Source organism: Chitinophaga caeni (assembly GCF_002557795.1).
In the GTDB taxonomy this organism is placed as follows: domain Bacteria; phylum Bacteroidota; class Bacteroidia; order Chitinophagales; family Chitinophagaceae; genus Chitinophaga; species Chitinophaga caeni.
Genome location: NZ_CP023777.1, coordinates 1,979,392 through 2,003,466 on the forward strand (window position 1 = coordinate 1,979,392; position 24,075 = coordinate 2,003,466).

At 35.7% G+C, this 24,075-nt stretch carries 17 protein-coding genes; 13 read left to right on the top strand and 4 right to left on the bottom strand.

Annotated features, from left to right (window positions below):
- The first annotated feature begins 117 nt into the window (after positions 1 to 117).
- The 9 genes from cobA to COR50_RS08365 all read left to right on the top strand — a co-directional run bounded on the left by cobA (position 118) and on the right by COR50_RS08365 (position 17,188).
- On the top strand, positions 118 to 885 hold the full coding sequence (gene cobA / locus COR50_RS08325; RefSeq protein WP_098193571.1) for a uroporphyrinogen-III C-methyltransferase: 768 nt from the start codon (positions 118 to 120) through the stop codon (positions 883 to 885).
- On the top strand, positions 882 to 1,565 hold the full coding sequence (locus tag COR50_RS08330; RefSeq protein ID WP_098193572.1) for a Crp/Fnr family transcriptional regulator: 684 nt from the start codon (positions 882 to 884) through the stop codon (positions 1,563 to 1,565). The genes cobA and COR50_RS08330 overlap by 4 nt, the downstream gene beginning before the upstream one ends.
- 85 nt (positions 1,566 to 1,650) lie before the next feature.
- On the top strand, positions 1,651 to 2,514 hold the full coding sequence (locus COR50_RS08335) for an AraC family transcriptional regulator (RefSeq protein WP_098193573.1): 864 nt from the start codon (positions 1,651 to 1,653) through the stop codon (positions 2,512 to 2,514).
- A 218-nt stretch (positions 2,515 to 2,732) separates the two neighbouring features.
- On the top strand, positions 2,733 to 3,206 hold the full coding sequence (locus COR50_RS08340; protein WP_157760693.1) for a hypothetical protein: 474 nt from the start codon (positions 2,733 to 2,735) through the stop codon (positions 3,204 to 3,206).
- A 336-nt stretch (positions 3,207 to 3,542) separates the two neighbouring features.
- Complete coding sequence (locus tag COR50_RS08345; RefSeq protein ID WP_098193575.1) at positions 3,543 to 4,331, top strand: type IV toxin-antitoxin system AbiEi family antitoxin; 789 nt, start codon at positions 3,543 to 3,545, stop codon at positions 4,329 to 4,331.
- 3 nt (positions 4,332 to 4,334) lie between these two features.
- A complete protein-coding gene (locus COR50_RS08350) occupies positions 4,335 to 5,282 on the top strand; it encodes a nucleotidyl transferase AbiEii/AbiGii toxin family protein (RefSeq protein ID WP_098193576.1) in 948 nt (315 codons plus the stop codon).
- 49 nt (positions 5,283 to 5,331) lie between these two features.
- A complete protein-coding gene (locus COR50_RS08355; protein ID WP_098193577.1) occupies positions 5,332 to 10,488 on the top strand; it encodes a DEAD/DEAH box helicase in 5,157 nt (1,718 codons plus the stop codon).
- 97 nt (positions 10,489 to 10,585) lie between these two features.
- Positions 10,586 to 13,369, top strand: a complete 2,784-nt coding sequence (locus COR50_RS08360; RefSeq protein ID WP_232516314.1) for a helicase-related protein — start codon at positions 10,586 to 10,588, stop codon at positions 13,367 to 13,369.
- Positions 13,370 to 13,372: 3 nt separating this feature from the next.
- On the top strand, positions 13,373 to 17,188 hold the full coding sequence (locus tag COR50_RS08365) for an Eco57I restriction-modification methylase domain-containing protein (protein ID WP_198405808.1): 3,816 nt from the start codon (positions 13,373 to 13,375) through the stop codon (positions 17,186 to 17,188).
- Here the strand turns inward: COR50_RS08365 and COR50_RS08370 are convergent.
- Entirely contained in the window at positions 17,185 to 18,216 is a 1,032-nt protein-coding gene (locus COR50_RS08370; RefSeq protein ID WP_198405809.1) for a type IIL restriction-modification enzyme MmeI, read from the bottom strand. The two genes, COR50_RS08365 and COR50_RS08370, sit on opposite strands and share 4 nt — an antisense overlap.
- A 109-nt stretch (positions 18,217 to 18,325) precedes the next feature.
- On the opposite strand from COR50_RS08370, the gene COR50_RS08375 reads away from it, so the two are divergent.
- Positions 18,326 to 19,483, top strand: coding sequence for a site-specific integrase (locus tag COR50_RS08375; protein WP_098193579.1), 1,158 nt, complete (start codon positions 18,326 to 18,328; stop codon positions 19,481 to 19,483).
- 56 nt (positions 19,484 to 19,539) lie between these two features.
- Here the strand turns inward: COR50_RS08375 and mobB are convergent, their stop codons facing one another.
- On the bottom strand, positions 19,540 to 20,799 hold the full coding sequence (gene mobB / locus COR50_RS08380; RefSeq protein ID WP_098193580.1) for a conjugal transfer protein MobB: 1,260 nt from the start codon (positions 20,797 to 20,799) through the stop codon (positions 19,540 to 19,542).
- A gap of 4 nt (positions 20,800 to 20,803) precedes the next feature.
- Positions 20,804 to 21,238, bottom strand: a complete 435-nt coding sequence (mobA, locus tag COR50_RS08385; protein ID WP_098193581.1) for a conjugal transfer protein MobA — start codon at positions 21,236 to 21,238, stop codon at positions 20,804 to 20,806.
- Between the two features lie 552 nt (positions 21,239 to 21,790).
- Here mobA and COR50_RS08390 point away from each other — a divergent pair.
- Positions 21,791 to 22,285, top strand: a complete 495-nt coding sequence (locus tag COR50_RS08390) for a DUF3408 domain-containing protein (protein WP_098193582.1) — start codon at positions 21,791 to 21,793, stop codon at positions 22,283 to 22,285.
- Positions 22,286 to 22,548: 263 nt separating this feature from the next.
- Here COR50_RS08390 and COR50_RS08395 read toward each other — a convergent pair whose 3' ends face one another.
- Positions 22,549 to 23,043 carry a ClbS/DfsB family four-helix bundle protein gene (locus COR50_RS08395; protein WP_098193583.1) on the bottom strand — a complete coding sequence of 165 codons (495 nt, stop codon included), beginning with the start codon at positions 23,041 to 23,043 and terminating at the stop codon, positions 22,549 to 22,551.
- 365 nt (positions 23,044 to 23,408) lie between these two features.
- Here COR50_RS08395 and COR50_RS08400 point away from each other — a divergent pair, with 365 nt between their 5' ends.
- Together COR50_RS08400 and COR50_RS08405 are read left to right on the top strand one after the other, a co-directional pair.
- Positions 23,409 to 23,705: a helix-turn-helix domain-containing protein gene (locus tag COR50_RS08400; protein WP_098193584.1), complete on the top strand. Its 297-nt coding sequence runs from the start codon at positions 23,409 to 23,411 to the stop codon at positions 23,703 to 23,705.
- Positions 23,702 to 23,983, top strand: a complete 282-nt coding sequence (locus COR50_RS08405) for a helix-turn-helix domain-containing protein (protein ID WP_098193585.1) — start codon at positions 23,702 to 23,704, stop codon at positions 23,981 to 23,983. The genes COR50_RS08400 and COR50_RS08405 overlap by 4 nt, the downstream gene beginning before the upstream one ends.
- Positions 23,984 to 24,075 lie beyond the last annotated feature (92 nt).

Here is a 24,075-nt window from a genome sequence, read left to right on the forward strand (position 1 = left end):
TTACTATAAAAATTGATTTGTGTATGATTTGTATCATGAAATTAACCATAAAAATTATATTTTTATAATAATTCTATTGAAATATATCATATAAAATTTTAAATAATACATTTGAATATGTCGAAGCCCTATTTATCTTTAGTGGGAGCAGGCCCCGGTGATCCGGGATTGATCACCATGAAAGCGGTGTGTGTATTGCGGGAGGCAGACGTAGTTCTATATGATGCCCTGGTGGGGGAGGAGATTTTGGAATATGTGCCGGCGGGCGTAGAACGGATCCCGGTGGGTAAGAGACCCGGCGGGCATTCTTATACACAGCAAGAGATCAACGGGATGATCGTGCAAATGGCATTTACACGCGGCCATGTTGTTAGGTTAAAGGGTGGTGACCCCTTTATATTCGGAAGGGCGAACGAGGAAATATTAACGGCCCAGGACGCCGGTATTCCCTGGCAGTTAATTCCAGGTATTTCAAGCGCCCTCGCAGTACCTGCTACTGAATCGATCCCGCTGACGTGCAGGGGTACGGCTGAAAGTCTTTGGATTACCACGGGGACGACGCTAAGCAAGGACATTTCCGCGGATATCAAGCTGGCGGCACAATCCAGTGCCACGGTTATTATATTGATGGGGATGGCTCACCTTGAAAAGATCATGGAGATATTTATACAACTCGGCAAAAGTGAATGCCCGGTTGCAATTATACAACAAGGTACAACTCCCGCGGCTAAGAAAGTGATGGGGAAAGTGTCAAACATCGTTAAAAAGTCTTGTATAGAAAGGCTTACTAATCCCGCTGTTATCATTATCGGTGAAGTTGTCCGGCTGCAATACCGGGGTTTAGCAAACTTTTTGGCGGTTACTCAATCTAATCATCTGGAATGAAGAAGGAAAAAAAGACCTGCGATCAAGCAACATGCACTCTTTGCAGGTTATGTTTAAGGGAATGGCAACCGGCGCTCCGGGCAAGCAAGCAAAACTTCTCCCTTAAGAAAGGCGAATTGCTTTTCCAAGAAAATGAACCCGTAAACGGGATCTATTTTATCTATAAAGGGAAAATGAAAGTCCATAAAAAATGGGGCGACAAGGAATTGATCGTGCGTTTTGCGCGGGAAGGGGATATCGTGGGGCACCGCGGTGTAGGAAAAACGATGGTATACCCTATATCTGCAACAGCGCTAGAGCCAGTCACGGTTTGCTATTTTGATATCGAATTCTTTTTAGCAAGCCTGAAGGTAAACCAGGCTTTTTTATTCGAATTAATGATGTTTTACGCCAGGGAGCTGCAAGAGTCGGAAAAGCATATGCGCAATATCGCCCATATGCCCGTTAAAGGGCGCCTGGCTTACGCGCTGTTGAACTTGAAAGAAAAATTCGGTATCGATGCAACCGGGTTTATGTCGCTTCCATTGAGCAAGCAAGATATTGCAGCCTATATCGGCGCTACCTATGAAACGGTATTCAGGATGATGAATGAACTCGTGATCGAGCAAGCGATTGAATTAAAGGGGAAACAATTTACCATCTTGGATGAAGATCATTTATTACAATTAATACAGGAATAGGCTCGTACCATATTAATCTTATTTATACCATTTTGTCCGTGCAGAATGTTCTAATTTTACAAGATCAAATTGCAATCGGAATATCATGAGTCAGCAGCCTTATATCCCCATTCATAAATTACAGGACAGGGCGCCGGAAGGCATCGAAATTAGGTATATCGATGCTTTGATGACTTCGGAAGATACGAGGAAGCTCGGCATACACCGTGATGATCATTATATCTTCATGATACTGGAAGAGGGGGATGTGGAACTTATGATCGATTTCCAAGTATTTCCTTTAAGACCATCTTCTATTATGGTTATCCAGCCGGGACAAGTACACGCTTATAAGTGCGGGGTGCCGCTGCGGGGTTGGTTCGTTGCCATGGATGCTTTGATGATGGGAGAGATGGTGAAAAAGTCCTTGGAGGAAAATATCATCGAGCCGCAACCCCGGCAAGTGAGCGGCGCTGTTTTGCAAGAATTGATTGAAATTGCCCGCATTTTATATCATCATAGTCAACAGGAATCCTACCTTTTCCAAGCAACGGTTATCCATTCATTAGCGGCCGCCTTCGTTTCATTATTTACGTCTTCTTATGCGGCGGTGGCATCTGCCGGGCCGGAAAATTTATCCCGGGCTTCATGGATTACGCGGCAGTTTAGAGCCCTGGTAACCAGGTATTTCAGGACGGAGAAATCGCCTTCAGCTTATGCGCAACGCTTACATTATTCTTTGCCACATCTCAATGAGTCAGTGAAACAAGTAACCGGCTTTACGGTGAGTTACTGGATTCAATATGAAACGATGCTGGAGGCCAGGAGGATGCTCTATTTCACGGACTTGGATGTTAAGGAAATTGCCGCCGAGCTTGGTTATGAAGATCCCGCATATTTTACCCGGTTATTTAATAAATCTGTGGGGCAAACGCCATTACAGTTCAGGAAGGGAGCAAAGGTTCACTAATATTGTTCACGGATTTTTTCAGGATTTCAGGATTTCACGGATTTTTTTTTACATGATTTCATTTTGGCTTACAAGGCTTAATTGGGAGGAGGGTAAACAAATTCATTTAGAAAGTGTTATATCATACGGTTATTCTGACAATTAAATAAGCAAATACAGATTTGTTTATCGATTGTGATAATTATTTTATCTACTTGTTTACTAAAATATTGTATGATATGAGGCTAGTAATTATGAAAAGGGCCGTTATTTCAGTGATGTTTGGAGCTGTTATGTTTTTGGCATGCGAAAATCCACAGAAGCATGATGAAAAGCAAGCAGAGAAAAAGGCGAACGAGGCCGCCCAGGCTGCGGAGTCTGCTGCCGAACATGCCAAGGCTAGTACTGAAAATGCTGCCGCGGCTGCTGTTGCAACCATTCAAATGAATATTAATAACGCGATGGCTGCTATCCCGATGCCGGATTTTAAAACGAAAACTGCTAAAAATTTAGCGGAAGAGTTTCATGGTCTTTTATCCAAATTGGTAAATGCCAATAGCGGTAAAAAAGCAGGGGAATACGTGGACAAATTGAAGGAACTGAAGGAAGATTATGATAAAAAAGTTGCTAAGGAAAAATTAGATCCGGCAGATAAAATGCTGCTCGACACGTATGTTAAAAATATGCTGAACGCTGTGCAAAACGCGAATTAGCGGGGTTGTCGTTATCCTTCAATATTTTATTTTAAAGTTTTCAGGAAAAAGCTGTATCGGTTGAATACTAAGCTTTTATAAAGATTATCAAAAAAGTCAGGTAACGATTTGGTAACGGTGCTTATTGCTTTGCTTTTCAACGTGTTTCCGTTAGCTCATAGCAAATATAATAAAAATGAGTGAGAAATTCATTCAGCTTTTATAAAACCAAATGATGTTTGCTTATTTTAAAAAAGACGGCGTTAAATGCCGTCTTTTTTACTTTGCATAAACCTAAAAGTTTATATATATTTGCTATGACGGTGATAAATGCCGTTATAATTAAGATATGTAAACATGGCGTCTAATCCGAATAGAAGAAAATTACTAGAAGAGCTTGTGCCAGAAGGAATAATTGTTTCCAGAAAATGGTTAAAACAAGAGACAGGTCTTAGTAATCATGCTATCGATAATTTAGTAAAAAGCGAACAACTAAAGCTATTGTGGAAAGGCTTATATACTCGTGGTATAATTACACCAAATTGGCAAAGTATTGTATACGCTTTACAGCACATTTTACAAACTGATTTCATTATAGGCGGTCTGTTTGCGTTAGAATTGAGAGGTTTTTCACACTATCTTCCTAATTCAAAAAAAGTTACGGTACATTTATATGGTAATGATAGACTTCCTCTTTGGACAAAAGAAATTGTAAAAAACGATCTTTTTGTAAAACATACCCGAACAAGTTTATTTGCTAAAATGGATAAATCATTATCTGAAAAATATACCACCTCTATTCCATGGAAAGATAATATAGGTGTATTAAAAATGTCCACGCCTGAAAGAGCCTGTTTAGAAATGTTGGATATGGTTCCCCATGCCATATCTTTTGAACACGCAGATCAACTTATACAAGGTATGACTACATTGTCCCCAAGAGCGCTACAACCATTGTTGGAAATGTGCTCGAATATCAAGGTTAAACGTTTATTTCTATGGTTTGCTAAGCGTCATAATTATGTATGGTTTACTAAACTTAATCTAGAAAAAATAGATATAGGTTCTGGTAAAAGAGTAATTGAAAAAGGAGGTGAACTAGACAAAGATTATTTGATAACCGTTCCTAAAAATTTCGAAAATTAAAAAATGAAGAAAGACAGTATTTACTATAAACAGGTACAACTTTTAGTACGAGTATTACCACTACTAGATAGTGAAAAGTGTTTCGCTCTAAAAGGAGGAACAGCCATCAATTTATTTTTTAGAGAATTACCACGGTTGTCGGTGGATATTGACTTGCTATATCTTCCTTCTGAAGGACGTGAAGAGGCCTTGATTAATATTCGTGCAGCATTAACGCGTTTGAGTACCTTAATAAAGAAAACAATTCCAGAGATACGTATTCAAAATACTCACGAACAAAGCGATGCACTACGTCTGATTCTTCAGTTAGGAGATATTCGTATAAAAGTGGAATTATCTCCTGTAATCAGAGGGACTGTATTTCCAGAAGAGCGCATGGAGGTATGTGAAGTAGTAGAAAAAGAATTTGGTTATGCTGAAATCCAAGTTGCTTCGTTACCTGATTTATATGCTGGAAAAATTTGTGCAGCTTTGGATAGACAGCATCCTAGAGATTTGTTTGATGTGAAGTTTCTTTTAGAGAATGAAGGTTTTACTGAGGATCTTCGTAAAACATTTTTAATATTTCTCATAAGTCACCAACGACCTATGTCAGAACTATTAGCCCCACACAGAAAGGATATAAGGGATATCTATGTTTCTGAATTTGCAGATATGGCAGAAGTAAATATACCAATTGAAGAATTAGAGCAAACAAGAGAGCATCTTATCGATATTATCCATCAAAATATAACAGATAAAGAAAGAAAATTTCTACTATCCTTTAAAGACAGAAATCCCAATTGGGATTTATTGGGATTAGAAAACATAGATGAAGTTTCTAATTTACCTTCAGTTCAATGGAAACTAATGAATCTAAAAAATATGGATATTGTAAAGCATACAAAAGCTCTGGATAAATTGAAGACAGTTTTATATCCTATTAAAGAAGATAAAATTACGGATATATAACCCTCTACGTGTAATACAATTTATTATATTTACTACAACACTATAAATAATGGATGCCTTTAAAACTCACGAAAATGTAATATCTGATTACAAATCATATTTACAATCTTTTATTAATATCAAAGATCAAAAAATATCAGAGTACGTTAATAATTCAACGCTAGTTAATGATATTCTACCTGAACCACTTATACAGTTTAATCCTTCTTTTGAAAAAGGAAAATCTTTAGATGAACTAATTCAGGAAAACACAATACATCCAAGTCTTTCGAAAGCTTTAGGTTCATATCGGCTATATAAACATCAGGTTGAGGCAATTCAGATAGGTGTTCAAGATAAAGGATTCGTGGTAACTTCAGGTACAGGGTCGGGTAAATCTCTAACTTTTTTGGCTACTGTTTTTAATGATCTTTTTAAGAGAGGAACGGAAAAGAAAAAGGGAGTTAAAGCCATATTGGTTTATCCGATGAATGCCTTAATCAACTCTCAATACGAAGAGATTAAAAAATATGCTGATACCTATGGTGATGGTTTCCCTATCACATTCGCCCAATATACTGGACAAGAGTCTGGAAACATCAGAGAAGAAATAAAGAATGACCAACCAGATATTCTTTTAACCAATTATATGATGCTGGAGCTAATAATGACCAGACAGTCTGAAAAATGGTTAAGGGATTCAATGCTTAAAAATCTCAAATATATAATTTATGACGAGCTCCACACCTATAGAGGAAGGCAAGGAGCTGATGTAAGTTTATTAAATCGAAGAATTCAGGCTCTTTCGGAAAATGATCTAATTTTTATTGGTACTTCAGCAACTATGACTTCTCAAGGTTCTCCCGAAGAAAAAAAGAAAAAAGTAGCAGAGGTTGCAACACAGATATTTGGCAAAGAATTTCCGTCTGAATATGTTGTTAACGAATACCTTGAGCCTTGTACTGTCGCCAAACAGGTAAATCCTTTTCAATTAGCGAATGCTATACGAGTAGGTATTAATTCTAAAGGAACAGAAGAAGATTTTATTAGTAATGATCTGGCTAATTGGCTGGAGATGAATATTGCGTTAAAGTCTAATCACGATATATTAGAAAGAGGAAAGCCTTTAAGTATCGACCAGATTGCTGAGAAAATACATGATGAAACTTTTTTGTCGAAAGATGAAATACGAAGTACACTTTCTGATCTTTTAAAGTGGGCAGAAAGTATCAATGAAAACAACAGATTGAAAGGAACTCGTAAATCCTTTCTTCCTTTTCGTTTTCATCAGTTTATCTCCCAAACAGGATCGATATCAGTAACACTAGAACCAAGAAATACACGATATATAACTTCATCTGACGAGCCTTTCATTAAAATTGAAGGAAAAGAAAGAAAACTTTACCCGTTGCTTTTTTCTCGATATTCCGGTTATGAATTTCTTTGTGTTGAATTAGACACCTACGAAAGCCAACTTTTACCGGTTATCCCGAATAAAGAATTTGTAAATAAGAAGAAAGCAGAAGTCAATCAGAAAAACCCAGACATAGAGGATTTTAAGTTTGGATATATCATATTAGACGAAGGAGAAGATTTCTGGAATACAGATTTTCGTGATTTAGTGCCAGCCGAATGGTTGAACAAGCAAGGAAATGCATTGCTTCCCTATTATCAAATGTTAATGCCACATGAAATATATTTTAATAGTGACGGGCAGTTTTCTTTTGACCCAAAGTTCCCTATTAAAGGTTATTTCATTCCTTCGAAATTGAGAATTGACCCAACAGCACAAATTATTTATGAAGACAGTAAGACGAATGATTTTACCAAGCTTTCTAGATTAGGTTCAGAAGGTAGAAGTACTGCAACTTCTGTAATTTCTTATGCTGTGATTAACAGTTTAGCTGTACAGGGAGAAAAACTACAGGATCAAAAACTATTAAGTTTTACTGATAATAGACAAGACGCATCTTTACAGTCAGGACACTTTAATGATTTTTATACCACCGTTCGCTTGAGGTCAGCCCTCTATAAAGCTTTAAAAGAAAGTGAGAAGCCACTTGAAATACACGAAATAGCAGAATCTTTATATCAAAGCCTGAAATTAAAAGAAAAAGACTACGCGTTATATCCATCGCGAGATGAAGATTTTCCTGATGAAAGAAATATTGAAGCTCTTAAGGATTATCTGAAGTATAGAATATTTCAAGATTTGAAAAGGGGCTGGCGATATACATTGCCTAACCTAGAGCAGGTAGCACTTTTAGATATAGATTATAAAAACCTGAACAAACTTTCTGAATTAGATGATCGCTTTGATAAACTTGAGCTTTTAAGAAATATATCAAAAGAAAATCGAAAGGAGTTTTTAAAAAATATTTTGGATTATTTCAGAACTAATTTTGCGCTTGACCATAAATTCTTTAAAGATATAGCCAATATTGAAGAATTAATGAGAGACAGATTGCATCCTGATTCTGTGTGGTCTCTTGATTATAATGAAAAGTTGGATAAGCCTACCGAGATGGTAATTACAATACCTTCACCGAGACCAAAAGGAAAGTATATCGTTTCGATGGGACTTCGTTCTAATTTGGGTAAATATATCAATCGTTTTTTTATTGAAAACAGCTCTGGTTCTGAGAAGTTGAATAGAGAAGAATATCAGATATTTATGCAAGAATTACTAAACATTCTTGTCAATACCAATTTTCTTACAGTTGATCAAGATAAAAGAAATCCAGATCTACAGTATTATAAATTGAGAGCAGATCAATTATTATGGATAAAAGGAGATGGAGAAACATTAAAATTGGATCATACACGTTTGAATTTTCAAGCAGAATTACCTGAATTAACTCCCAATCTCTATTTCCAAAATTTGTATAAGACAGATTTTAACAAATTCAAAAAAGAACTGATAGCAAAAGAGCACACAGGACAAATTAACACATCACAAAGAATTGAAAGAGAGGACCAATTTAGAAAAGGAGATATCTCTACTTTGTATTGTTCGCCGACAATGGAATTAGGTATTGACATCGCTAATTTAAATATTGTACACATGCGAAACGTGCCTCCAAATGCAGCGAATTATGCCCAAAGAAGTGGACGTGCAGGAAGAGGGGGACAAACAGCTTTAGTTTTTACTTACTGCTCTACGATGTCTCCTCATGATGTGAATTATTTTAAGAATTCCGCAGAGATGGTTGCAGGAGTTGTACAGCCACCTAGGATTGACTTAATAAATGAAGAACTTATTATCACTCATCTGAATGCCTTTTTATTGATGAAATTGGAGATTAGTGAATTAAAAACTTCGGTGGCGGATGTTTTAGATTTATCCGATGAAAAAAATGTCTTTATAAAAAATGATATATTAAAAAGAATAGAACATCTAGTTTCTATCTCAAAAGATGACTTATTAATCGAATTTGAAAAAATAGCTTATTCTTTATTACCTGAGCTTAATAAAACCAATTGGTTTACTCAATTATGGATACTAGACAAGATCGAGAAATTTCCAAACCATTTTGCTTCATCATTTAAACGTTGGATCAGGATGTTTCAAAATGCTTGTACGCTTAGAAATAAAGCTCAGGCAATTTTGGATAATCATACTTACAAAGCGGATAGTACGGAAAGAAAAGAGGCTGCTAAACAAGAACGATTTGCGAGAAAGCAAATAGCTTTGCTGAAAAATGAAGAACAACAGAGTTCTAGCAATTCTGAGTTTTATGCATTCCGGTATCTTGCAGCTGAAGGATTTTTACCGGGCTATAATTTTACACGTCTTCCAGTTCGGGCTGTATTGGGTAAAAGTTATCGCGATGATGTAGAAGTTCTTTCAAGACCTCGCGCTTTAGCTTTATCTGAATTTGGACCGGCCAATACGGTTTATCATTCAGGAAGTAAATTCAGGATCAACCGAATGATGGTTCCGGATCTCGAAAATGCTACAGAAAAAATTCTTGTATCTAACAAAACAGGATATGCCTATTTTAATGATGAAATCAAGATAGCGAACATTGATCCTATTAGTAAAAGTCAATTGAAAGGAGATACTATTGAGCTGTTTTCGAACGTCGTAGAATTTTCCGAATGCGAAGGTATTCCTTTACAAAAAATCTCCTGTATTGAAGAGGAAAGAAGCCGATCTGGTTATGAAGTTTCATCTTATTTTAATTTTCCTCATGGAATTGAAAACGCAGAATCAGTTGTTTTAAAAAAAGGAGGCGAAAAATTACTCCAATTATATTTTAGTAAAACTGCTAATCTGGTAAAAGTCAATAAAAAAGCAAGAAGATCACCAAATGATGGTTTCAAGATTGACCAAAGAAATGGTGTTTGGGTGCAGGAAAGAAGCCTGAAAGATAACGATGAGTTACAACAGAATAGTAGAGAAATAATGCTCTATACCAAGGATACAGCTGATGTATTGTATATTCAACCTTTGGGCAATATCGGCACATCACCTGAGCAGGTTATTTCACTAAGTTATGCTTTAAAAAGAGGCATAGAAAAATTATTTCTTGTAGAAGAAAGTGAAATGGCGGTAAGCGTTATGGGAGATAAAGAAAAACCTAATATTCTTATTCATGAAGCATCCGAAGGCTCTCTTGGTATTCTTTCACAATTGATTTCTGATCCTGTGAAAATGAAGGAATGGTTTAAAATGAGTTATGAGATTCTTCATTTTGACTCAGAAACCAGAGAAGAAACGGAACAGGGTAAAGAATTGCCTCACGCTACTTATCAAGACTTGCTAAGTTATTATAACCAGATTTATCACAAACAACTAAATCGATACATAATTAAAGAAGTTTTAGAATATTTGATGGACTGTAATATTGAAATTGTTCAAGGGAATGAAAATGATCGAGATGAACAATATCGTTATTTGTTAGATGCGTATGATAAAAACAGTGGTACAGAATTGAAGCTGATAAAACACCTGTATGAAAATGGATATGCACTTCCTGATCGGGCACAATTAAATCTAGATAGTTATTACATTAATGCAGATTTTGTTTATAAAAACAGTTCTGGCTTTACATTAATCTTCTGTGATGGTTCCGTACACGACTTGGAAGAAGTTAAAAAACGCGATCAAATGATTGATCAGATATTAAAAGAAGGAGCTTATGATGTAATACGTTGGCATTACAAGGAAACTTTGGAAGAATTAATGACAAGACGAAAAGACATTTTTAGAAAAATAAGATAACCTGTCAGTAATTCACAGGTCAATAAAAAAGTAGGGATAAATAATGAACAATAAATATACTCCGGGAAACTTAGTACGATATAGAAATCGAGATTGGATGGTACTCCCATCTAATGAAGATCAGGTTATTTTGGTAAAACCACTTGGTGGTTCCGATGAGGAAACTACCGGTATTTTTATGCCTTTAGCAAAAGATGTCGAAGCTGTAGAAAAAGCCACCTTCAAAGAACCTACACCAAATCAGATCGGAAACTTTGAAACAGCGAAACTTCTGTATAATGCCTCCCGCCTTTCTTTAAGAAATGCCGCAGGTCCATTTAGAAGTATGGGAAAACTATCCTTTAGACCAAGATCGTATCAGGTTGTTCCATTAGTAATGGCACTAAAGCAGGATATTACGAGACTGTTGATCGCTGACGATGTTGGTATTGGAAAAACCATAGAAGCTTTACTCATTATCAAAGAGCTGATTGAAAGAGGCGAGATCAAAAGATTTGCAGTGATTTGTCCACCTCATTTGTGCGAACAATGGCAGCAGGAATTAAAAGACAAATTAGATATTGATGTGGAGATTATCCGTTCTAGTACAGCATCTCGTTTGGATCGTATGGTACCTGATGATCGCTCTGTTTTTTATCATATCCCATATCAGGTAATTTCGGTTGATTATATAAAAACAGATAAACGTAGAGGTATCTTTTTGAATGATTGCCCAGAATTAGTTGTGGTTGATGAAGCACATACCTGTACTTTGCCTAAAGGAGCATCTTCAAAAAATCAACAACAACGATATAACCTCATTCACGATATTGCTTTAAATAAAACTCGACATTTGATATTGCTTACTGCAACACCGCATAGTGGTAAGGATGAAGAGTTTCTTTCTCTTTTAGGCTTATTAAACCCAGCTTTCGAACGATTGAATTTTGAGAAACTTGAACAGGCTGACAGACGAAAAATTGCACAGTATTTTATCCAACGTAAGCGTGAAAATATCCGTAGATGGTTAAATGAAGACACGTTGTTTCCGGAAAGAGATTCTAAAGAGGTCGGTTTTATATTGTCAGAAGAAACTAAAGCCTTTTACAATGAATTAGTGGCATTTGCACGAGGAATTTCTGATGTTGAGACAGATAATGAAAATACAAGACTTTTGCGTTCCTGGGCAGCAATTGCCTTAATTAAAGGTGCTATGTCAAGTCCTGCTATGGCTAAAGAAATGTTGGAAAAACGTCAGGCAAAATTGACTGTGGAAAAAGAAATGACCGAAATTGCTCCAGATGCTGTGGAAGATACATTGTTTGAAGAAAATGATTTTGGAGTAGATTTTTCAAGATCTGATCTGTTGAATGCTGTTGATTATAAAACAGCAGAATTGGAGGGACTTACCAAATTATTAAAACGAGCAGAGTTTCTAAATGAACATGAAGAAACGGATCTTAAGATAAAACATACCATTGATCTGATTCGGAAATGGATAAAAGAAGGCTTTCAGCCGATCATTTTCTGTCATTATATTGCTACAGCAAAATATGTGGAAGAGAAACTAAAAGAAGCTCTTCCTATAAACGTATTGGTACAGGCTATTACTTCTGAACTCGCGGATGAACAGCGTAAAGAAGAAATTGAAAGAATGGGAGAACAGGAAAAAAGAGTTCTTGTAGCTACAGATTGTTTAAGTGAAGGAATCAATTTACAGGATCACTTTAATGCAGTGTTGCATTATGATCTTCCTTGGAATCCAAACAGAATAGAACAACGAGAAGGTAGAGTTGACCGTTTTGGGCAAGCTTCAAAGGATATTAAAACATATATGCTTTATGGAGAAAATAATCCTATGGATAAGTTTATTCTGGAGGTGCTAATTCGTAAGGTACGTGAAATTCAAAAAAGTATTGGAGTTACGATTCCTATAGGTGAAAATAATAAATCGTTGATGGCAGAACTTACGCAAAAGATTTTGAAAACTGCATCAGAAACCGAACAACTGACACTTTTTGCCGAAGATAAAATAAGAATTGATAACGAGTTGGAAATGGCGCGTAAAAAAGGAGAAAACTTACGTTCTATTTTCGCTCAGGAATCCGTAGATGCAGAAACAATTAAAAAAGATCTGCAAGAAGTAGATGAAGCTATTGGTGATCCGAAAGTCGTGGAGAGTTTTACTGTATTTGCTTTACAATCATTAGGAGCCTCAGTCACACCTGATTTTGAAGGGTATAAAATCCAGACAACGAATCTTCCTAAACATTTACAAGTTGCGTTGCTTTCAAAAACAGAACAACTAAAAGGAAAAACAGAAACTAAAATTGCTTTCATTTCACCTACACCTAAAAGCTATCAATATATTGGAAGAAATCATCGCTTTGTGGAGCAGCTTTGTCACTACATAGTAAGTAATGCGTTTGAAGAAAAAGGTAATTCCTACGGTTTGGCAAGAACCAGTGTGATACAGACCGAAAGCGTTCAAAGCAAAACAACATTAGTAATGTTCAGGGTTAGAAATGTAGTAAAAGAAGTACGTTCCCGAAATGAATCCGTGGCAGAAGAAATGTATCTGTGGGGATATACGGAAAGTGAGACTGGCTTACACCCTATTAATTTTGAACAATCACAGGAACTCTTGAACAAAGCTATCCCTTTGAGCAATATGTCAATTGAGCAACAACAGCAACTTCTGAAAATAGAACTAAATTCTTTTGACAATAAAAAAGATGCTTTTATAGAAATTGCAACAGAGCGTGCTGATAAATTGGTAGAGGCTCACGGACGATTTAAAACGTTAATTGGGGGGCGTAGTTATGAAAAGTCAACTCCTGTGCTTCCACCAGATGTAATGGGGGTTTACATTTTATTGCCAAAACCTAAAGATCTTTTTTAAACCATGAAATTAACAACAATTAATATACAGGGAAACATTTTTACCAGCGAAATTCTTGAAAAAATTCGTCAGGATGATATTAGTTTCCAAAAACCGCAAGACTTTGGATTAAAGCCTAGTGAACAAGTTCGTGATGAGGTAAGCAACGCTTGGAGCTTATTCAACACACATTGGCAAATCTTTAAACAAAAACGAAGCTCGTTTTCAGAAATTGATAAAGGAATTTCTGAAACCCGTAAATATTGGATTGTCCCGCTTCTCAATCTTTTGGGCTATCAGGTTGCGCTTTCCAATGCTGAAATTGTTAATGGAAAATCTTATGCAATCTCTCATAGAGCTTCCAATAAAGATGGTTTTCCCATACACATTGTGGGAAGTGAGCAATCAATGGATAAAAAGGCAGAGAGTGGACCCAGACTGTCTCCTCATTCATTGGTGCAGGAATACATTAATTCTACAGAATACATTTATGGCTTTGTTACCAATGGTAATCATTTTCGTGTATTGCGTGATGCTACACGACTTTCAAGACTAAGCTATCTGGAGTTCAATCTTGAGCAAATGATGGAAGAAGGTCACTATGCCGAATTTGCCATTTTCTACCGTTTATTACACGCTTCGCGTATCAACGATAAAAAGGAAGATGGAAAAGATGCTGTTCTTGAATATTATCACAACGAGGCTTTAGCTTCGGGATCACGTATTCGTGAGCGATTAAGTTTGGCTGTTGAGCATTCAATCCTAACGTTAGCAAATGGCTTACTTTTTCAACAGGAAAATGCTGAATTAAGAACTGCTTTTGAAGAAGGAACACTTTCCGCAAAAGATTACTATTTACATATCCTAAGATCTGTTTATCGCATATTATTTCTATTAGTCATTGAAGAGCGTAATCTGATATACAGAGATAATTTGACCGAAGAGGAAAAGAAACTCAAAGATATCTACTACCAGTATTATAGCATTCAGCGCCTCACTTTTCTAGTCAATAAAGCCGTTTATATTGATCCGAAAAAAACAGATCTCTGGCAATCATTAATGACAACATTCAGACTTTTTGAAGATAGACATTATGGTAAAGAATTGGGAATTGATGCACTAAGCTCTGGTATTTTTAATAGAAATGCTATTGAAAGCATCGAATCCACGGCATTGAATAATAAAGATGTATTGAATGTATTTAAGTCTTTAGTCACATTTGAAAATGAAAATAAACAAACCATTCGGGTCAATTATGCCGATTTAGATGTAGAAGAATTTGGTTCGGTGTATGAAGGATTATTAGAATTTGAGCCAGTAGTAGAAAATGCCGAATTTAGATTTAAACAGGGAGATGACCGGGCTTCATCAGGTTCACACTATACTCCTGAAGAGTTGGTTAAGCCGTTGATTATCCATTCTTTGGATCATGTGATTACTGACAAATTAAAAGAAACCGATCCCGAAAAAGCATTGTTGAGTATTACGGTATGTGATGTGGCTTGTGGAAGTGGGCATATTTTACTTTCCGCTGCCCGAAGAATTGGATTTGAACTCGCAAGAATAAGAAGTAATGAAGATCAGCCTACACCATCTGTTTTACGTATAGCAATTCGAGATGTAATTAAAAACTGCATTTACGGAGTCGATTTAAATCCCTTAGCTGTAGAACTATGTAAAGTAGCTTTGTGGTTGGAAGCGCATGATCCGGGTGAACCTTTAAATTTTTTAGATCACCATATTAAAAACGGTAATGCCATTGTAGGATTAGCAAATTATGAAGAACTACAAAATGGTATTGCCAGTGAAGCTTTTAAGTTCTTGTCTGGCGATGAAAAAACAATAGCTTCTGCTTTTAAGAAACGTAATGATGATGAGCGTAAACTGCAAATGAGTGAGCTTTTTGATCTGAATGCAGTAGATGGAGATTTTGTAGATGTTCAAAAGTCAATAGATCAGTTTAACCAAATGCCAGAGAAAACTTCTGAGCAGATTGAAAAGAAAGCTAAAGTTTATTACGATTTAACTAATGGAAAAAAATGGTTCAGACTCAAACAACTAGCAGACTTACAAGTAGCACAGTTCTTCATTCCCAAAACAACAGAAAACAAAGAAAAGCTAACTACACATAGCAAATACAAGACTTATCTGAATTCTGGCACTCAGATCTTAGACCGTGGTGCAAGTATGGCAATTGCGGAAAACAAAAAATTCTTCCATTGGTTTCTGGAGTTTCCGGAAGTTTTCCAGAAAGGAGGCTTTGATTGTATTTTAGGTAATCCTCCATTTTTAGGGGGGCAAAAGTTAAGCGGAAATTACGGAACAAATTTTCTTGAATATCTAAAATATACTTATAGACCGATAGGAGCAGTAGATTTAGTAACTTATTTTTTCAGAAGGATTTTTGATGTAATTAAAATAAAAGGATTTCAGTCGTTGATTTCTACCAACACCATTGCTCAAGGATCTGCTCGTGAAGGAGGTTTAGATGTTATCTGTTCAAGTAATGGAGTTATTAATCATGCCATTCGTTCGATGAAGTGGCCAGGGCAAGCTGCCGTTGAGGTTTCTTTGATTACGATCCATAAAGGTGAATGGAAAAATAGGTTTATTTTAGACAATAAATCGGTAGATAGAATTACATCTTATTTGGATGATTCCGAAGTGATAGGAAAACCTATGCCTTTATTATCGAATAAAGGAAAGAGTTTTCAGGGAAGTATTGTGTTAGGGAAAGGGTTTGTTTTATCTACTGAACAAGCCGAAAAACTAATAAAAAAAGATCCGCGAAATAAAGATGTAATTTTCCCATATTTAAACGGTGATGACCTAAACAATGACCCTGAACAAAAACCATCAAGATGGGTTATTAATTTCTTTGACTGGGATGAAGAAAAAGCGAAAACTTATCCTGACTGTTACGAGATTATTGAAAAGTTGGTTAAACCCGAAAGACAGCGATGGAAAAAAGACAATGAAGGCAATGAGCTTGTTGGTACATATGCATTAAGAAAACCATTACCTCAAAAGTGGTGGATATACGGTGAGAAAAGACCTGCTCTATATAATGCCATATCTGAGTTAGACCAGGTAATTGTGATTGCACAAGTATCTAAAACAACTGCATTTGCTTTTACCAAACCAAATAAAGTTCTGGACGCCAAATTAAATGTATTCGCTAGTAATTCTTTCATGATGTTTGCATTTTTACAATCAAATCTTCATATATATTGGGCGTGGAAATACTCCAGTACAATGAAATCTGATTTAAGTTATGCACCAACACAGGTCTTTGAAACTTTTCCTTTTCCAGAAGAAATTTCACCAGATATTAGAAATGAAGTTGAAGATTTAGGAAAGAATTATTACAATCTTAGAAAATTACTCATGTCCAAATATAAAATTGGCTTGACTCGATTTTATAATATATATCACTCTAGCGGAATACAAGAGGAAATAGATGTAAGAGATAAACATCTAATCCTACTAAATAAACATTTGATAAGAGTGCAAATTCATATTGAAACTAAAGAAATAGTTAGTGATTTTAGTAAATTTAGGAGAATTGCTATAGAACTGGATAAAACAATTATAAAATCATATAAATGGAGCGACATAGATTTAAATCACAATTTTTATGAGCTTGAATATCTGCCAGAAAATGATAGAATACGTTTTTCTGTTCATCCAGATGCACGTAAGGAAATATTAAAACGTTTATTGATACTCAATCATCAAAGTTACAAAAAGGAAGTATCTGAAGATTCAAAAAACATTAAGGCTAAACATAAAAAAACAGGTAATAAAAAGAAAGAAGACAATTTCCCGAAGTTATTTTAATCTTCGGGAAATAAATTAATATTTGAAACTTTTGGAGCTGATTTAGATCTCTTTTTAACAATATTTTTATCCAAAGTATCAGATTTAGATTGCTCAAGATTTAATAATAACAACCGCTTTAGAATTTCTTTTTTGGCAGTTGGTTGTATTGTAAATCTTATGCGATCTTTTTCAGGAAGATGATCTAGTTCATAAAAACTATGCTTTAAATCTATATCATTCCATTTATATAATTTAATGATTTCGGAATCAATAAGCTTGTATAGCTCTCTCAGTTGAATTATATCATCATATATTTTAGCTTTATTGTTAAGTTGAATATCATGGAATATATTTTGTAAATCTGTTAAACCTAATTGATAATGCTTCATTATTCTCAAACGAGCTATATGAAGTTCGTTTCCCAGACCATTTAACTCTTCCGACGTAACTGTCGGAAAGGGGAATGTCTCAAAAGCGTTCGTTCCAGAATACCGTAATGTAGAAACTCCCATTGTTGAACTATTTTTCCAAGCCCAGACATCATGGAAAGAAGAGTTTAATATTGCTAATTCTGAAAATGTACTAAGAGCAAATACAACAGTTGCCTCAGAAAAGACTATATTATTTTTGCAAATAGAAATTAGTAAATATTTGGCATGACGGTTTAATACCATTACCTGGTCTAACTCAGATATAGTAGCGTAGAGTTCTTTTCTAGGTCTTAAAAACTGCCACCATTTTTCTTTACCTCCTTTATCTTTCTGAATAAGACGTTCAGGTCTAACTAAACGTTCAACTATATCAAAGCAGTCTGGGTAGCTCCGAGCCTTCTCTTCCGACCAATCGAAAAAGTTAATCACCCATCGAGACGGCTCTTGAGTAGGGTTGTTATTAAGATCATCTCCATTCAAGTAAGGAAACAATACCTCTTTGTTTCGAGGATCTTTATTAATCAAAGCTAAAGCTTCTTCTGATGTTAATATAAATCCCTTTCCCAATACAATACTCCCCTGAAAACTCTTTCCTTTATTCGATAATAAAGGCATAGGTTTTCCTATCTCTCCAAATTCAGAATATAGTTGCTGGTTTTTACTGCTTTAAATCTGTGACTTTGCAGATTATGAATAAATTCACTTCACAAATACTTCAGGAACTATGAGCATACAAATAAGCTATCGCTTTGTAATAAAAAAAGAAAAGAACAAACAGGGATTATATCCAATTTATTTGAGAGCATTTTTAAAAGGAAAAAAAATTGAAACCGCCACACCGGTAGCCATTCCTTTGCGTGATTGGTCATTGAGAAATCAACGAGTAAAATCTCAAAATAAACATCATGAAAGATACAACATGATACTAGATGCAATAGATAAAAAATCCATCAAGTTATTGGTCGATAATTTTTTAAACGAAGAATACCCTCTTTCATTAGTACAGTTCAAAGACCGCTTACTTGCCTTAAATCATTATTCAGTAGAACAAAGTTTTACAGATTATATTCTTGGTTATTTAGAAGAAAATAAAACAAAATTCAAGATAGAAACTTGGTTCGGATATAAATCTCAGATTTCCAAGATGCTTAAATTCAGGAAAGAAATCCTCTTTTCAGATATCAACGAAAGATTTATAAATGATTACAGACAATATATGCTAAATACTTTAAGTAATAATGAAAATACAGCAAGTAAAAGTTTGAGAGTCCTTCGAACTTTTGTCAATATTTCTATGCGATTTGGTTATATAAAGACAAACCCGTTTCAATATACTTCGATAAAAAAAGTTGATGGAAAAAGAGATTTTCTCTCAATTGAAGAGTTAAATAAACTTACTGATTATTATTCAAAAGATAATTTTACCCAATCAATAGAAAGAGATATTCTTGGGTATTTTTTATTTGCTTGTTATACAGGACTTCGGTATTCTGATTTAAAAACCTTCTCAGCGGACTCAATAGTTGATAATTCTATACACCTCCGAATGCATAAAACAGGATATTTAGTAAATATTCCTCTTAGCAAGAAGGCAAAGATGTTTATTCCCGTTACGCCTTTTAATAACAATTGTGTATTTAGAATATATTGTAATAAAGTAACTAATAGAGTATTAAAAAAAATAGGCATAGAATTGAAACTAAATAAAAAACTTACTTGTCATGTTGCTAGACATACTTTTGCTACCGTATCTATTTCGCTTGGAATTCCGATAGAGGTAGTTAGTAAATTGTTAGGACATACCAGTATCAGAACAACGCAAGTTTATGCGAAAATTGTCGATACCGTCAAGATAAAGGAAATGCAGAAATGGGATAAATAAAACAAACAAATTTTAAATTCAAATAAAACCTTTATGATTATAAATTCATAAAGGTTTTATTTTCTAAATCCCTTACGTTTCTTTATCCGATTAGCAAACTGTTCTTCCTCGTAATCGTCTCCTTGTGCATCGGGTAGCAGGCTGAACACACTTAAATCAAAATTAGACGAATGTTCCTGTGAGAGAAACTCAAAGAGGTCTTTTGTTGGTAGATTATCCAATTCATTTGTTTTGGTAATAGGATTGTCCTGTATTTTCAATCTGGGTTTGTTTCCATTGTTCCACCAATCATTGAATACGTTTGCCGACAAGTTTCTGTCTAATTGTGAGCCGTTCCAAACGCTACGGCTTTCATGGTCGATAAAGGTTATACCGTAAATTCGTCCTTCGTTATTACGTCTTATAATCGTATTAATTCCTTGTTCAGTCAATTGCTTTTTAAAATCCGTTTCGTTACTTGTCGTATGAATGCCAAGTTCAACCGTGTTTTTCAGAACAGATCTCACAGAACTGGTTTTCAATTTCTCTTTGGACTGCTCAAAATGTTTTTGAAGCTGTGTTATTCCTGCATCTTTTCCGAAAAGTGATGCTTTGAAAGGATTGCTTGCCTTGTTGCCGTTTTCATCCAAAGCTAAATAGACCAATCCGTTTACAGGTTGTCCGTTCCGTTCGCCTTTTACTTCTTCTACTGTAATGTTGAAAAGTGATAGCAAAGCATTGTAGCTTCCCATAGTTGAAAGGCTGTAATACTTTGGCAGATGCCGTACTACCGAAGCAATCTGACTTTTGATATCGCCTTTGTGGTAATCCATAGGTTTGAAAACTTTATTGCCCTGCTTTTGCTCCTGCTTGGTCGCCTTTTGTAGATTATATTTCTGTTCTAAATCCCTACAGATTGCCATTGAGCGTGGATGGTCGTAATCATCGGGGATTTTCTTTCCGTCAATACCTACGCAGGTCGAAACGATATGAATATGCATTCGGTCAATGTCCGTATGCTTGAAAACAATATAAGGTTGACTGCCGTAACCCATACGCTCCATATACTCCAGTGCTATTTCCATAAACTGTTCATCGCTGACTTTATCCGCAGGATCGGGGTTCAGCGATATATGCCGTACTGTCTTTTCAGTTTTGATATTTGCTGATAAATACGGCTCAAAGCATTTGTTAAAATAGGCTACGGAATACTTGCCGTCAACTGTGTCAGGTATCTTGTTCAAGAACAGAACCGCTCCGTTTTCTTTATCTACTTTCTGTTGATTGTACAAAATCGCTCCATACATATTGCTTCCCTTTCCAATTTTTGCAATCATAACTTTACTCTTTTTTCAGATGTTTTTCTTCAAATTCTTGTGTCAAACGGATAACTTCTTTAGTAACTTGTACCAATTCTATGGTTTCCTTTTCCAATCTAAAAAGGTATGTTCCTGCTTTTTTCTCCGAAAAATTGCGGTACAATATCTTCACAATCTGATTGTAATTCGTTCCGATTGCTCGGAACTGACTAAAAAATCGCGTCAACTTTTCGTGATATTCTATTGCATCCATATCCATTTTCACGGTCTTTACCGTCTTTTGAAAGATACAGGCTGTAATAAAATGAGCAATTGCTTTCATTCTTGACTGGTCAAAGAGGGCAAGAAATTTGGCATTATCCTCCGCATTCAAATTGATGGAATATCGATGAACCGCAGGGTCAATCTTTGGTTTTCGTCCTGTTTTCCTAATCTGTTTTCTGTTTTTCTCTTCCATAATAATCCATTTTAGTTTTTAAACAAACGAGCGAGCGACTTTGGAGCCGTTTCCAGCCCCCCTGCAAGGGCAAGTGCTCTTGAGGTACGGAAATTTATTTCGAGGACCTCAAGAGATAACTTGCTCTGAACAGGAGTTCAGAAAAATCCGTTTTGCAAACGGATTGGAGTTAGCTGAAAAAGCTAATCGCTTTCGTTACAAAGTTCGATAAGACTATTTGAATAACAACAACTTACAATCACGCCAAACAAAGCCAATAAACGCCAAATACTACCACCTTTATGGGGGTTGGAATTGCCTTTATTTCCTTTGTAACTGGTTAGTTGGCTGATTGGTTATAACCTTAATTATGTAGCCAATCAGCATAAATCCCGACAGCAAATCTGCGTGATTGAATGCAGACCAATTACAGATTTTTGAGTTAATAAACTAGCTAATTAAAGGTATACATGTGTGTAGGTAGATATGTAGTTACATAGATACAACAGTATATACAGATGAATGCTTAGCTAGTCAAACAGCTAAATAGATTTAATATTAAAATTGAGAGATATGATATACGAAGAAAACAAAAAACAGCAACCCGAAAAAGAGGATTTTTCTATTGAAAATTTCCTAACTGATGAAAAGAAACAACCTTTGATGGAACAACAAGGAGTAACACATCAGAAAGACTTCGCCAAACCCAATGTGGATGAGGAAGCTATTATGCGTGTAATGGCAGGAGAAGAACCTGTTCAAATTGAGATGGAACATTCAAAGCCATCAGTCAACAATTCTAAAAAAGGCAGTTCCAAACCAAAAAAACTCAACAAAGATGACTACTGCGGACAATTCTTCAAAATTCCTACGACAACGGCAAGCAGAGGGAAATCAGTGTATGTACGGAAGGAACACCACGAAACTTTTAACAGGCTTACAAGTATTATGGGGATCGATAAGTTGACGATTTATGCGTATCTGGACAACATTATCGAATACCACTTTCAGGAGTTCGGGGAATTAATTAAGGAAATCTATAACGATAAGCATAAACCGTTGTTTTGATAACTATCCTTTGGTCAGGATGCGTAACTCCTTTTAAAATTGTTTTCAAAACAAAAAAACAGAAAAAAAAGAAAGCCATTTAATCAAGGCGGACAAGCGGAAAACCAAAAGGAAACGGAATAAGTCCCGAAGGGTGGCAGGGCAACTGAGCAACTCGGCGAAGCCACCTTATTTGCCCTGTCATTATGCCGTAAGCTTTTGGTCGGTCGGTGCGGTCGGTGTCCGCCTTACCTTTGCTACCTTTTTGTTCTTTTTTTGAGGGATTATTGTTTTAGAGATTTCTTAATAATTTTTATTGCCCAATCATAATGACTTGATGTTGCAGAAATAAGATATGATCCAAGTGAAGTTGTGCCTGTCCATTTGTATCTTTTCTTCTCAAATAATTCTTCATTGGTATGCTTTTCAATGATATTCTGAACATCAATATAAGATTTGTTAAGCAAGTGTTTAGCTTCTTTTAAAGTAACTCTTTGGTAGTCTTCCCAAATTTTTTTGTTCAGTTCAGGAGTATCTTTCCAAGTATAACCTTTGGCAGGCATTTCTGGTTTTTCGCCTTTCATTCCGACATTATACCAATTTACCATCATTAAATGCCAATGGTGTATGTGGGACAAAATATCTCGGATGTTCCTATTCATTGTGCCTTTTGGAAACTCTATGTTTTCATCAGCCATATTATTAATCAAGTCAAATAACTTATTGAAGTTGTCTCGACTTAATTTTATCAGTTCTTCTTTATTTGTCGGTCTGGACATTCTAGCTATTCGGTTAAACAGTTTATCTCAATTAATCATACAAATTTACACAAATCTCCTCCTGTTATAATTTCAAAGACATTGTTTTTTATACCGTCACGCTTTGCGTGAGGGATTGCAGTGGAAATCCTTTTTTTGTAGCGTAGCGGAACAAAAGATTGAAACAGAAAGCCCGACCCACTTGTATTTTTTGCGTAGTTTTTTTGCGTAGGAAAAAATGCAAAGGCACACGCTTAAAAACAACAATCCAAAGTTGGGATTATAGTCGAGTATTTGACATCTGAACGCCAAATGCTACCTCTGACGGCAACATTGGAATGACCTATGTAAATAGCGTTTATTTTCGAGGTTTAAATGATGCAGATATGGAAATAACAGTTTTAGACATTAAGATTTTAAAAGCATTGCATAGGGAAGTAAAGAAAGTTTCCAATCTAATTGCGGAAATGACCGCACCCTACAAAGCATTGCAACAGGCAACAAAATGGCTCGACCAACAGGAAGCCTGTCAACTACTGAACATTAGCAAAAGAACTTTGCAGACGTACAGGGCAAAGGGCATTCTTGGGGCAACGCAAATCAATCGGAAAACATATTTCAGATTATCCGAAGTGGAATTATTTATGCAGGGAGAGCGACCGTTAAAAAAGCAAAAGAAATGAAACAGATTGGAAATTCAAACGAGGATATGCTTGCTTTGCTCGAAGCTGTGGTAGGCATCAAAAATGAACTGCTGTATATCAGGGAATATTTTCATCCACTCTTAAAAGGGGAAATTTATCTGTCAGGCGAACAGGTTTGCAAGATGTTGCATATCAGCAAACGGACGTTGCAACAGTACAGAGATGACGGACTGATACCTTTTATCAAGCTCGAACGGAAAATCTTGTTTCGTGAAAGTGATATTGTAAAAGTATTGGAAGATAACTATCAGCGGTAGGCGATTACCTGAAACTGTAATCGTATCACTCAACTAAAGAAATAGCCCACTGATTTAAAATAGTGGGCTAAGTTATGTCAATACCATTCCAT